At 37.6% G+C, this 13109-nt stretch carries 11 protein-coding genes; 5 read left to right on the forward strand and 6 right to left on the reverse strand.

The window, feature by feature from the left end; translation table 11 throughout:
* Positions 1-45 precede the first annotated feature (45 nt).
* Positions 46-2301 (reverse strand): formate C-acetyltransferase, encoded by a 2256-nt coding sequence (gene pflB / locus ACI6MV_RS17965; protein ID WP_407271714.1) that lies wholly within the window; start codon positions 2299-2301, stop codon positions 46-48.
* 425 nt (positions 2302-2726) lie between these two features.
* On the opposite strand from pflB, the gene ACI6MV_RS17970 reads away from it, so the two are divergent.
* Complete coding sequence (locus ACI6MV_RS17970) at positions 2727-3359, forward strand: LysE family transporter (RefSeq protein WP_407271715.1); 633 nt, start codon at positions 2727-2729, stop codon at positions 3357-3359.
* A 60-nt stretch (positions 3360-3419) separates the two neighbouring features.
* Positions 3420-4154, forward strand: a complete 735-nt coding sequence (locus ACI6MV_RS17975) for a YqcI/YcgG family protein (protein WP_407271716.1) — start codon at positions 3420-3422, stop codon at positions 4152-4154.
* On the opposite strand, the gene ACI6MV_RS17980 is transcribed toward ACI6MV_RS17975, so the two are convergent.
* The 3 genes from ACI6MV_RS17980 to ACI6MV_RS17990 form a co-directional block, all read right to left on the reverse strand.
* Complete coding sequence (locus ACI6MV_RS17980) at positions 4127-5482, reverse strand: amino acid permease (RefSeq protein WP_407271717.1); 1356 nt, start codon at positions 5480-5482, stop codon at positions 4127-4129. The genes ACI6MV_RS17975 and ACI6MV_RS17980 overlap by 28 nt on opposite strands.
* A gap of 140 nt (positions 5483-5622) precedes the next feature.
* Positions 5623-7059 carry an MDR family MFS transporter gene (locus ACI6MV_RS17985; protein ID WP_407271718.1) on the reverse strand — a complete coding sequence of 479 codons (1437 nt, stop codon included), beginning with the start codon at positions 7057-7059 and terminating at the stop codon, positions 5623-5625.
* Positions 7052-7960 (reverse strand): TetR/AcrR family transcriptional regulator, encoded by a 909-nt coding sequence (locus ACI6MV_RS17990; protein ID WP_407271719.1) that lies wholly within the window; start codon positions 7958-7960, stop codon positions 7052-7054. The genes ACI6MV_RS17985 and ACI6MV_RS17990 overlap by 8 nt, the downstream gene beginning before the upstream one ends.
* Positions 7961-8158: 198 nt before the next feature.
* Between ACI6MV_RS17990 and ACI6MV_RS17995 the strand changes: the two genes are divergently transcribed.
* Complete coding sequence (locus ACI6MV_RS17995) at positions 8159-9049, forward strand: SDR family oxidoreductase (RefSeq protein WP_407271720.1); 891 nt, start codon at positions 8159-8161, stop codon at positions 9047-9049.
* A 428-nt stretch (positions 9050-9477) separates the two neighbouring features.
* Entirely contained in the window at positions 9478-10644 is a 1167-nt protein-coding gene (locus ACI6MV_RS18000; protein WP_407271721.1) for an iron-containing alcohol dehydrogenase, read from the forward strand.
* 100 nt (positions 10645-10744) lie between these two features.
* On the opposite strand, the gene ACI6MV_RS18005 is transcribed toward ACI6MV_RS18000, so the two are convergent.
* Both ACI6MV_RS18005 and ytzI read right to left on the reverse strand, forming a co-directional pair.
* The gene (locus ACI6MV_RS18005; RefSeq protein WP_407271722.1) at positions 10745-12097 is read right to left on the reverse strand and encodes a glycoside hydrolase family 1 protein; all 1353 of its coding nucleotides are present in this window, start codon (positions 12095-12097) and stop codon (positions 10745-10747) included.
* Between the two features lie 235 nt (positions 12098-12332).
* On the reverse strand, positions 12333-12503 hold the full coding sequence (gene ytzI, locus ACI6MV_RS18010) for a YtzI protein (protein WP_407271723.1): 171 nt from the start codon (positions 12501-12503) through the stop codon (positions 12333-12335).
* 142 nt (positions 12504-12645) lie between these two features.
* On the opposite strand from ytzI, the gene ACI6MV_RS18015 reads away from it, so the two are divergent.
* On the forward strand, positions 12646-13068 hold the full coding sequence (locus tag ACI6MV_RS18015) for a pyridoxamine 5'-phosphate oxidase family protein (protein WP_407271724.1): 423 nt from the start codon (positions 12646-12648) through the stop codon (positions 13066-13068).
* Positions 13069-13109: the final 41 nt, after the last annotated feature.

A 13109-nucleotide genomic window follows, 5' to 3' on the forward strand; every position in this document is an offset into this window, starting at 1 on the left:
CTTGTTTAGACCGGGGGAGAATCCCCCCGGATTTACCTTCCCTCGTTACATGCTTCCATGGAATGTCCGATTGATCACGTCTATTTGTTGTTCTCTTGTTAGTTTAATAAAGTTAACTGCATATCCAGATACACGAATCGTTAACTGTGGGTATTCCTCTGGATGTTCCATGGCATCAAGTAATGTCTCCCTATCAAATACGTTTACATTTAAATGGTGACCATGCTTCATTACATAACCATCAAGCATGCCTGCTAAGTTGGCCATTCTTGTTGCTTCCTCTTTACCTAACGCTTTTGGAACGATAGAAAATGTATTTGATATACCATCTAATGCATATTCATAAGGTATTTTAGCCACTGAGCTTAATAATGCTAGCGATCCATTTGTGTCACGTCCATGTAACGGATTAGCGCCTGGTGCAAATGGTTCGCCTGCTTTACGTCCATCTGGTGTATTACCTGTTTTCTTACCATAAACCACGTTTGAAGTAATCGTTAATATAGACTGTGTTGGTTTAGAGTTACGGTAAGTCTTATGTTTACTAATTTTGTTCATAAATGTTTTCACAAGTTCTGCAGCAATTTGGTCAACACGGTCATCGTTATTGCCGTATTTTGGATAGTCGCCTTCAATTTCATAATCTACTACAAGACCATTTTCGTCACGAATCGTTTTTACTTTTGCATATTTAATTGCACTAAGTGAATCGGCAACTACAGATAAACCTGCAATACCACATGCCATTGTACGTAGGACTTCACGGTCATGAAGTGCCATTTCAATTCTTTCATAGCTGTATTTGTCATGCATATAGTGTATGATGTTTAGCGTATTTACATATAGTCCTGATAACCAATCAAGCATGTTATCATATTTTTTCATCACTTCATCATAATCAAGATATTCAGATGTGATTGGTGCATAGTTTGGTGCCACTTGAATCTTTAATTTTTCGTCCACACCACCGTTTACAGCATATAATAATGCTTTCGCAAGGTTGGCACGAGCACCAAAGAATTGCATTTGTTTACCAATAGCCATTGCCGATACACAACAAGCAATCCCATAATCATCACCATAAATATCGCGCATCATGTCATCGTTTTCGTATTGGATCGAGCTAGTTTTAATTGACATTTTCGCACAATACTTTTTATAGTTATCAGGTAACTTTGTAGACCATAGTACGGTTAAGTTTGGCTCCGGTGCTGGTCCTAAGTTATCTAATGTATGCAAGAATCGGAACGAGCTCTTCGTTACGAGTGGACGACCATCTAATGCCACACCACCCAATGATTCTGTAACCCAAGTTGGATCTCCACTAAATAATTCATTATAATCCGGTGTTCTTGCAAATTTCACTAAGCGAAGCTTCATGACAAAATGGTCAACTAGTTCCTGTGCTTGTTCTTCTGTTAAGACACCGTTTTCTAAATCTCTTTCAATATAAATATCTAGGAACGTAGAAACACGACCAAGACTCATCGCAGCACCATTCTGTTCTTTAATAGCGGCAAGATAACCAAAGTATAACCATTGGAACGCTTCTTGCGCTGTTGTTGCAGGCTTAGAAATATCAAATCCATAGCTTGCACCTAGCTGCTTCAACTCTTGTAATGCACGAATTTGTTCCGCTGTTTCTTCCCTGTCACGGATAATATCTTCAGACATTGTTCCATTTCCGATTACGTTCAGTTCTTTTTTCTTTTCTGTAATTAACTTATCGACACCATAAAGCGCTACTCTTCTATAGTCACCAATAATTCTTCCACGACCATATGCATCAGGCAGACCAGTAACGATACCTGCTTTACGTGCTAACCGCATTTCTGGCGTGTACGCATCAAATACACCTTGGTTGTGTGTTTTACGATATTCAGTGAATACCTTTTCTACCGCTTCATCGATTTTAAATCCATAAGATTCTGCAGCGGCAACAGCCATACGCATACCACCAAAAGGCTGTAATGAACGTTTAAACGGCTTATCCGTTTGCACGCCTACCACTGTTTCTTTCTCTTTGTTTAAATATCCTGGCCCATGTGATGTGATCGTAGATACAATTTCCGTATCCAGATCCAGTACGCCGCCATTTTCACGCTCTTGTTTTGTTAACTCCATGACTTGCTTCCAAAGGTCTAATGTGTTTTGCGTTGGCAAAGCTAAAAAGTAGTCGTTACCATCATAAGGCGCAAAATTCTTTAAAATAAAATCACGTACAACAATCTCTTTTTGCCATTTACCTTCCATAAAGCCATCCCAAGGATTCATTTGTCTTACATCGTCAGCAGTTTTCATTCTTTTTTACCTCCTTCAAGGTTTAAAAGTACATCACTTTGCTCAATGATGAACATTTAATTATCTTAATTAGATTATATACTTCAAAAGAGTTTTCGTTTGTGATTTTTATCACAAATATGAGCTGTTATAGCTAAAGTTCATTTTTTGTTCAAATTTGGTGATAGCTTTTCTTTTCGTTTTATATCCCTAATTTACCTTTATAAATAAAAGGATTTTTATATGCAATTTAATTTAATATCATATTCACAATCACGATTGTTATATACTGTATCACTCATTTTTAATTTTCTTATTAGTACAGGAATGCGGTTTTTAAATTATAGGCTATAAGGGGAAATTACTTCGGTAAAAGCGAATGAATAAGTGCTAATCTATTGCTTGTCCGAATACAATATACAAGTTATAGGTAAGGAGTGAAAGTTTTGAGCCACTTTATTAGTTACGTTTTCCTAGGCTTGTCATTGGCCGCACCGATTGGGCCGATTAATGCAGCGCAATTAGATAAGGGGATAAAATATGGCTTTCTGCATGCGTGGTTAATTGGTTTAGGATCAGTAACCGCAGATATTATTTATATGCTAACGGTATATTTTGGCGTTGTACAGCTGTTAGAATATCCACTAATTAAATCTTTTCTCTGGTCCTTCGGTTGCTTTGTACTTATTTATACTGGCATCGAAAGTTTAACAAAATCACATTCAATCACAACATCTAGTGAAAGGTCCTCTAAAAATACAGCTTTGCGAACATACATAACTGGCTTTTTATTATCTATTTCCAATCCACTCACTATCTTGTTTTGGTTAGGTATTTATGGATCTATTCTTGCTAAAACTGCTTCCGAATATGGAATAAGTCAACTATCCCTGTACAGTTGTGCAATCATCCTCGGATTATTATTGTGGGATGTTACCATGGCTATCATCTCAAGTAGCTTCCGCAAACTTCTAAACAATCGTATTTTATATGGGATATCCGTATTATCTGGAATTTCTTTAATTGGTTTTGGTTGTTACTTTGGTTATCAAGCGTTTACACTATTATTTCTTTCCTAGGACAGTCACCTATCACCCCTTCGGCTAATAATCTAACTAGTGCGAAAGGGGTGATTGTTCATGCTGTACGATTCAGCGCAAATCATTAATGAATTCCCAAAAGATGCTTGGCAACATGATGCATACCAGAAATTCCAATCCAAATTGACAGACAAACAGATGAAATTTCCTTGTATCCCTGCCACACAGGGGCTCGCACTTGACCAATTTAGATATGGATTTATTGATGATCCTACCAAACAAGAAGCTTATAAAAACATTGCCTTATTGCTAACTAATTATAGTCATGTATATAAGAATATCGGGAACTACACATCGCTCGTGCTATTTTTCAAGAATGCAGAAAGCACCCGAAACTATTCCATTGCTAATTATGAATCGCTTTTTTGGGAGATACTTAGCCAAAGTAGTGACTATGACCCATCCACATGGCCAGAGAAAATACCAACGGATTCAAATGATTCGTTATGGGAATTTTGTTTTGAACAGGAACGTTTTTTTGTTTTTGCTGCTACACCAGCACACGAACATCGTCAAAGTAGAAACTTTCCGTATTTCATGTTCGCGATTACACCACGATGGGTGTTTGATTCCTTTCAACAACAAAAGTCTGCACAAGCCATTAAAAAAAGGATTCGGGAACGATTGAACGACTACGATGCCATTGAACCCCATCCCGAATTAAAACTATATGGAGAAAAAGATAATCATGAAGCGAAACAATATTTCTTGCGAGATGATCAGTCTTCCTTGTCTCAATGTCCATTTCATCGGTCTTTATCAAATAAAGACTGAGGTGTTTCTTTGATTTCTGGTCCTTTCCAACGTTTTCTTCTTGAGAAAGTGACCAGGCTAATTACAATAAGAAACGCTAAGCTAATTAGAAAACCTTTTCGACTGGTTGCATCCATCCAGGTTCCTGTTATTGCGAATCCGATTAACAGGAGGCCTAGGCCTTGCTTACTTTTGCCAATAAACTGCGGTTTCATCAGTTTACGATATGTTATAAGTATAAACAGCCATGTATATAACAGCATTAAGCCAGCAGCGGTTGTAAAATACTCATATATTTGATCCGGCAATAATAAGGAAACAACAATCGAAATAATTAATCCTGATGTTGTCCATGTTAAAGCTCTGAACGGAACCCTTCCTGTTTTGGCAAGATAGGCGGGCGCATCTCCATCCTTTGCCAACGTAACAAGCATGGAAGTGATTGCGTATAGCGATGCAACCATCGTCGAAAAGCCTGCTATTATTAGTGCACCATTGAAAAGGTGAGGAATAAACGCTAAATTATAATCCTTTAAAGCAACAATGAACGGACTTTCTTCCGTCGTAAATGAGTCCCAAGGAACTAAAAACAAGGCCAATCCAAGCGATGTTATGTAGATCAGCCCTAGAGATAATAACATGATTTTGCCTGATTTCGGAGCTTGCTTAGGATCCTCAAGATCATTTGCCATAATCCCCATCACTTCTATCCCACCAAAAGCGTAGAACGCATATATTAGCGCTGTCCAAAAACCTAAAGTACCATTCGTAAATAAGCTATCATAGTTAATGCTAAAAGAATTTTCCGCTCTTTCTCCATTTAACAATCCAAAGATGGCTAAAAGCGCCAATATGATAAACATGAGAATAGCTGCAACTTTTACTACTGCGAATATATTTTCAAATCGTTCAAAACCATTAACACCCGTTAAAATCACTAAAAGTCCAAGCACACCATAAATAGCTGAAAGAATCCACAGTGAAACATCCGGAAACCAAAACTGTGTAAAAATTGCTAATGCAGTCAGTTGACTTCCCATAATTAACATTTCCGATGACCAATACACCCAGCCATTACTAAAACCTGCCCATCTTCCAAAAGCTTGCTTAGCATATGAACGAAAAGACCCTTTTTCAGGGTGCGCAGCCGTCATCTTTGCTAGCGCATCAAAGACAATATAAGTACCGATTGCAGCAAGAAGAAATGCAAAAATGACGGAAGGACCAGTCTGTTTTATAGCAATACTTGAACCTAGAAAAAAACCAGTACCTATAATACAACCAATTCCAATTAGGGAAAGCTGCCACCATGTGATCTTTTTATTATTTGAACCTGACTGTTTAGCCATTATGATTCCTCCATTCATCCCCTCATTAGTCTAGGAAATATGGAGCGTATTATTCTGAAATAAAGATCGATAAGTACAACAATAATTGCCATAAAAAGAACAATGACTGATACACCTTCGTATCAGTCATTGTTCTTTTATTAATTATTCGCTTGATCTGCTTCCTCTTGTGGCGATGGATTTTTTACAAACAAGGACAAAACAAGGCCTATAATCGCAATACCACTAGCAACCCAAAAGGCTACATTTACACCGTGAATCGACTCCGCTGGGGTTGCATTAACACCAGTATCCAACGCAGCACTCGTCATTACCGTAACAAGGATAGCCGTTCCAATAGACGCTGCAACCTGACGCATCGTATTGTTCATCGCAGTACCATGTGGAATTAATCGTAGCGGTAACTGATTTAAGCCTGCTGTGGTGACTGGCATCATTACCATAGATATCCCTAGCATCCGAATTCCGAACACGATAGTTAAGTATGTTAATGTTGTTTCTTCAGATAAGTTTGTAAACAATAGTGTTGTAACCGTAATAATACTCAATCCAGTAATTGCTAATTTTCTAGCGCCAATCTTATCGAATATTCTACCTGTGATCGGTGACATGATTCCCATTAAAATAGCACCTGGCATTATCATTATCCCAGATTCTAAAGCCGTAAACCCAGCCATATTTTGCATGTAAATGGGTAAAATGGTTTCTGATCCGATTAAAGACATGAAAATAATCATACCAATTGCTGTAGTAATTGTGAACGTAGAGTTCTTAAATACTCGAAACTCTAAAATTGGCTGCTCTAGCTTAAATTGACGTAGAATAAAAATGGTTAAGCAGATGGCTCCGACAATTAACGAAAGCATAACTTCCATACTTGACCATCCATGATCTCCAGCACTACTGAATCCATATAATAGGCCGCCAAATCCTAATGTAGACAGTACAATTGACAGAATATCAACTTTAGGAAATGTTTGCTTCGTCACATTCTTCATAAGAAAATAAGCAACAATTAGGTCAATAATAATAATTGGAACGATAATGACAAACATATATCTCCAGTGGTAAGACTCCACGATCCATCCAGATAAAGTTGGTCCTATTGCAGGTGCAAAGGATATGACTAATCCCGCCATCCCCATTGCAGCTCCTCGTTTATTTATTGGAAACACAATCAGAAATACCGTCATCATTAATGGCATCAGAATACCAGCTCCACTAGCCTGGATAACCCTGCCAACCATTAAGATTGGAAAACTAGGTGCGACGATACATATTATTGTACCGACCCCAAAAATCACCATTGCTGACATAAATAATCTTCGTGAGGTAAAAGTTTCTATTAAAAATGCTGTAACAGGAATCATAATCCCATTCACTAGCATAAAGATGGTTGTTAACCATTGTGCTGTATTTTCTGAAATTTGAAAATCACTCATAATATGAGGGATTGCCGTAGCAAGTAGTGTCTGATTCAAGATTGCCACAAATGATCCGGCAAGTAATATGGCTACTATTGGTAATCGATTGAAGTTTTGTTCCCCGTTTGTTTGTTGTTCACTCAACTTATTCATCCCCTTTATTTCCGAACTCCAAATCCCTTAATAATGCAAGATGTGATATGTGCTTCTCCACATTTATCTTACTTCCAATAAAAGAAAGAAGCGCTTGTATTAAAAAGGCTCTTGGCTTATTGCTTTCCAACTCTTCATGTAATAAATCAATAGACTCAACCACTGCTTGCTTCTCTTGTTTTGGTAATTGGCTGCTTTTAACTTCTCGTCTGATTTGTTCTGCGATGTCTGTACATTGCTCTTGTATTGATTTTTTTTCCACAATAGTCTCAGCTGCTTCAAATTCTTGCATTACCTCTGTGGTCAAGACTGGATTTACTTGATTATTTTCCATACTGGCAACAACCGATTCAAGACTAAACACAACAAAATCTGCGATAAGCTCACTTTTCAAATATAACCCTTCTTGCGTAATTAATTGAAGATATCCTTTTAACATCGCTTGAAACTGTATTGCCAAATCCCAAACGATTGGAATAACTTTATTACCGTAAGCTTGCATAAGTGCTTCCTTATGCCAATTAATCATTTCTACTCGTATTTGTTTCATTAAATGAAAAAAATCCATATTCTTTTCTAGCGGGAGGGAGGTTGACAATAAATGAAAGAACTCTTTATTCTCAATCATTCCTTCTAATTCAATAACGACGGTTTTTCTTAATTTATTTTCAGGTGATAATGATTGATCTAAATGAATAAATTGCATATTTTGAATCATTTGATCATGGTTAAATTTAAACACCTGAATAAGTAAGTCTTCCTTAGAAGTAAAGTACTTATATAAAGACCCTTTTGATATCCCGCAATCCTCAGCAATTTGCTGTACCGATGTTGAAAAGTAACCGTGAATTGAAAATTGCTTGATTGCAGATTTCATTATTTCCGTACGTTTATCTGTCAATTAGTATCACCTCTCCCTATTTTAAAACCACGTGACTACTTGGTCACAATAAAACTACTCGGTTTTCACACACAAAGAACATTATAAAAATCATCTCAACTAAAGTCAAACATTGAGCCTCAATTCGATATGAACACATTACTATCGCCTAGAATACATTATGGTTGTATTCATTTTTAAATATGGGGAGGATTACTAATGGATAATTACTACAGAGGTACATTCAAACATCATGATCACTTTCCACCACAGCATCAGCCGCAGCAGCCTGGAATCGAATCGTTAATGGTTCCACGGCCGATTATAGAAGATACTAATTATAAAGGCTCAGGGAAACTTAAAAATAAAGTAGCCATTATCACTGGAGGCGATAGCGGTATTGGGGCAGCAACAGCAATTGCTTTTGCAAAAGAAGGGGCGGACTTGGTTATCCCCTACTATTACGAGTATGAAAATGAAGATGCATTTCGCACAAAAAAGCGTATCGAACAACTTGGACGACGATGTTTATTAATTGTTGGAGACTTAAGAGCTGAGGAACATTGTCAGTACGTGGTTAAACAAACGATTGATCAGTTTGGGAAACTCGATATCTTAGTAAATAATCACGGGGTTCAATTTCCTCAGGATAGCTTGTTAGACATAACGAGTGAACAATTCGATGATACATTTAAAACGAACATTTATGCATTCTTTTATTTATCCAAAGCCGCTTTGATTCATTTAAAACGCGGGAGTTCAATTATTAATACCGCATCGATTGTTGCTTATGAAGGACATGAGAAATTAATTGACTATACGGCCACAAAAGGAGCAATCGTTGGATTCACTCGAGCATTGTCCCAAAATTTAGCCGATAAGGACATTCGCGTCAACGCCGTAGCACCTGGTCCAATTTGGACACCACTAATTCCATCAAGTTTCTCTGCAAACTATATAGCAGAAAACTTTGGGCAAGATGTGCCAATGAAACGTGCCGGCCAGCCATATGAGCTCGCACCGGCCTATGTGTATTTAGCTTCGGATGATTCGTCTTATGTATCTGGGCAAGTTATTCATGTAAATGGAGGTACGATGGTGAGTTCATAACCGATTATTTTTATTGTGTCTACAATTTGTAAACGTTAAGGTGTAGACACGGAACTACATAAGTGATGTAAAACTGGGGAACCACTACGTGGATGCGTGAGGGACGGCAACTGAACCTGAGCGGCCATATATACCCTTATTTTGAATAAATACCAAAATATATTAATTACGCGGCCAAGAGAGCGCTTATTTACTAAAAACAACCTAAAACAGCAATGATTCAGTCAAATAAGTGCGCTAGTGGCCGTACAATTCTAATTATGCACCTTTTGTCACAGATAAGCGTCATGGTGGCCGCTTACTAAATCGCGAACACCCTGCCACAAGTGATAACTCAGACTCCAACATACAAACAAAAATTCCGAGTTCATTTTCTTTACAACTTACTGCTTGTTGGGCATGATAATTATTAAGGAGGCAGATAACATATGAATAACTTTACATTTTACAATCCAACAAAATTAATCTTTGGAAAAGGACAAATAGACAAAATAACCGAGGAAATTCCGCAGTATGGTAAAAAAGTATTGCTCGTTTATGGCGGTGGTAGCATTAAGCGTAACGGCCTATATGATCAAGTAAAAGAAAAGCTTGCAGAAATAAATGCAGAGGTGTTTGAACTTGCAGGCGTGGAGCCAAACCCACGAGTGACTACAGCTAGAAAAGGTATTGAAATATGTAAATCAGAAGGTATCGACTTTTTACTAGCAGTTGGGGGTGGCAGTACGATCGACTGTACGAAAGCCATTGCTGCAGGAGCGAAATCTGAACATGATATTTGGGATATCGTTACTAAGAAAGTTGCTGCAAAAGACGCCTTACCATTCGGAACGATCCTTACTTTGGCAGCGACTGGTTCTGAGATGAATGCTGGATCGGTTATCACTAACTGGGAAACGAACGAAAAACACGGTTGGGGAAGCCCTTACTCTTTCCCAAAATTCTCTATTTTAGATCCTGTTAATACATTTTCAGTACCTAGAGATCAAACAATATACGGGATTGTTGATATGATGTCTCACGTATTAGAGCACTATTTCCATCACGTTTCTAATACACCATTCCAAGATCGTATGTGTGAAGGACTTTTACGTACAGTAATGGAAACAGCTCCAAAGCTTCTCGAAGATCTCGAAAGTTACGAGCACCGAGAAACAATCTTATATTGCGGAACAATGGCATTGAACGGTGTTGTCAATATGGGCTATAGCGGTGATTGGGCAACACACAATCTAGAGCATGCAGTTTCTGCTGTTCACGATATCCCTCACGGTGGTGGCCTTGCGATTATCTTCCCTAATTGGATGAAGTATAGCTTAGATGAAAATGCAGGTCGATTTAAGCAATTGGCAGAACGGGTATTTGATGTGAGTGCGGATGGTAAATCTGACCGTGAAGTAGCATTAGAAGGTATCGAGAAACTTCGGGCATTCTGGAATAACATTGGTGCTCCTTCTACTTTAGCTGATTACGAAATCAAAAAAGATAGTGTCGAGCTCATGGCAGAAAAAACGGTAATAGCTAATGCTTCTTTTGGTAACTTTAAAAAGCTAACCAAAGAAGATTCAGCCGCTATTTTTGAAGCTAGTTTGTAAAAAGAAAAGTGCGGGGCGCCGGTTTAGAAACATAGCGACTGGCCTCGGAGCTAGAACATCAAAATTAATCCCCCTGTATCTAAACACAGGGGGATTTTTTTTACAACTCCGAACCATTGGTTGTAATCACATTTTTGAACCAATCGAAGCTTTTCTTCTTATAACGTTTTAAATCTCTTAAATCCTCTTCACCGCGGTTAACATATACAAATCCATATCGCTTGGTCATTTGGCCACTAGAGCTAAGAATATCAGTAGAACCCCACACGAGGTAGCCAAAGATGTCCACGCCTTCCTCCATTGCTAACTTCATTTGGTGGATATGATCGCTTAAATATTTAATACGCTGATCATCTTCTATGGTATTATTTTCATCTAATTCTTCTCTAAGTCCAATTCCATTTTCGGTAACAAAGATTGGTAATCGATAGCGAGCATACATATCTTTAAGTGCGAGTCTAAATCCAATTGGATCAATAGCCCAACCCCATTCATTCTCTTCTAGATGAGGATTTTGTCCCACACCGGCCATAATATCTTCATCGTCACTAGCCTCTACGGTGTTGCTCTTGTAATAACTGATGGAAAGATAATCGACTGTGTTTTCTTTTAGTAATGCAGTATCACCTTCCTCGAAGGTTGGCATGATACCCTTCTTTTCCAGGTCACTTGTGACATATGTAGGGTATTCTCCGAACGAAAACACATCAAAATAAAAATCATTAAGCAATTCTTTTGCTTTATAATTTGCTAGCACATCCTCTGGTTGTGGTGTTAATGGATACGTCGTAAAATACGTAATCATTCCCGCCATTTGACCATCCGGAATAATTTCATGAAGTGCTTTTGTTGCTTTGGCATGAGCGATAAATGCATTATGGCAGACTTGATATCTTAGTGCCTCTGAATCTGCATCTCGAACGACACCCCAATATTGCGGTTTTAATAAGATTAAGTTTTGCTCATTAAACGTGAGCCAATACTTCACTTTATCTTTATAACGCTCAAAAACTGTTCTTGCATATTTTTCGAATAAATCTACGACCTTTCTAGATGCAAAGCCGTTATATTTCTCAGCTAATGATAAAGGAAGATCGAAATGGCAAAGCGTAATAACTGGCTGAACGCCATTTGCAATCATCTCATCGAAAACATCGTCATAAAATTGCAAGCCTTCTTCGTTAGCTTCACCCTCACCGTCAGGGAAAATTCTTGACCAGGAAATGCTCGTCCGATAAGCGTTAAATCCCATTTCTTTAAATAATGCAATGTCCTCTTTGTAACGATTATAAAAGTCAGTTGCTACTTTCCAATCAGAATGACCTGTCGGAATTGGTCTAGCATCAACGGTCGATGGACCCTTACCCCCTTCATTCCATGCGCCTTCTGTTTGGAATGAAGTAACTGCGCCTCCCCATAAAAATCCTTCTGGTATAACATTTTTGTTTGTCATTTGCGTATAACACCTCTCTAATAATTATTTTAAAATATTATTAAATCCGCCAATCTCATCATTACTTTATAAAACCTTTCGTGACAACATGAATTTGGAGATGTTTAATTTATTGTCGCAAATGGGTATATAAGTAACAGGAAATTAGTTAAGTAATTTATATCGCAATTTAAGTATATCGTAGGTAAAAAGAGCGTGCAATTAATTAATCGTTAACTTTACTTTAACTTAAAAATTAATGATTTGCTTTTTCGTTATCTTTTTTATCATTATCTTTGTCTACTTCTTCAGGTAATGGATCAACGGTATGTTTATAGCTGTAACCTTTATTGATTGTCATAATCGAGAGACCTAATACGGCAATAACAAGGATTGTACAGATGATAGCAATTGTGATAAATAACATGCGGGTAAACTCCTCATTCTTTTTATTTCTTAACTTAGAGGATACCTTCATTAGATATAAATAACAAGTAACTTTGGTACTGGATGGAATCACATAAATAGGGAAATTTAATTATAAAGCAAAGATAGGAGTGAAGATTAACATGGAACAAAATGAAATAATTGAAAAGGTAGACGAGATACTGTCAAAGAACTCTCTCGGAACGCTTGCTACAGTTCGAGATAATAAACCCTTTTCACGTTATATGACGTTTTATAATGACGACTTACATCTTTATACAGCAACAAACAAGGACACACACAAAGTGGAGGACTTAGAAGAAAATAATCACGTCCATATCCTACTTGGCTATCAAGGCGAAGGACTAAAAGACCAATACATTGAAATTGAAGGAAAAGCAATCATTCAAGACTCCGAAGAAGTAAAGCAAAAAATTTGGAAAGAAGAACTTGAACCGTGGTTTGATGGACCTAACGACCCGAATTATACCGTGTTAGAAATTGCTCCAACAGAAATTCGGTTAATGAACACAGCAGATGGTCAACCAGAGGTATTAGATTTTTAATGTTTGTGATCAACATATATTCTACTTTAGAGCAAACTAAA

The organism is Radiobacillus sp. PE A8.2, assembly GCF_045635475.1.
In the GTDB taxonomy this organism is placed as follows: domain Bacteria; phylum Bacillota; class Bacilli; order Bacillales; family Amphibacillaceae; genus JBJGXI01.

Bases quoted from the DNA above. Each gene is read 5' to 3' on its own strand.
- ytzI (WP_407271723.1), bottom strand. From the start codon at position 12,503: ATGTTATTTATCACAATTGCTATCATCTGTACAATCCTTGTTATTGCC.
- ACI6MV_RS17980 (WP_407271717.1), bottom strand. From the start codon at position 5,482: ATGGCTAAACAGTCAGGTTCAAATAATAAAAAGATCACATGGTGGCAG.
- ACI6MV_RS18015 (WP_407271724.1), top strand. From the start codon at position 12,646: ATGGAACAAAATGAAATAATTGAAAAGGTAGACGAGATACTGTCAAAG.
- ACI6MV_RS17975 (WP_407271716.1), top strand. From the start codon at position 3,420: ATGCTGTACGATTCAGCGCAAATCATTAATGAATTCCCAAAAGATGCT.
- ACI6MV_RS18000 (WP_407271721.1), top strand. From the start codon at position 9,478: ATGAATAACTTTACATTTTACAATCCAACAAAATTAATCTTTGGAAAA.
- ACI6MV_RS18005 (WP_407271722.1), bottom strand. From the start codon at position 12,097: ATGACAAACAAAAATGTTATACCAGAAGGATTTTTATGGGGAGGCGCA.
- ACI6MV_RS17985 (WP_407271718.1), bottom strand. From the start codon at position 7,059: ATGAATAAGTTGAGTGAACAACAAACAAACGGGGAACAAAACTTCAAT.
- pflB (WP_407271714.1), bottom strand. From the start codon at position 2,301: ATGAAAACTGCTGACGATGTAAGACAAATGAATCCTTGGGATGGCTTT.
- ACI6MV_RS17995 (WP_407271720.1), top strand. From the start codon at position 8,159: ATGGATAATTACTACAGAGGTACATTCAAACATCATGATCACTTTCCA.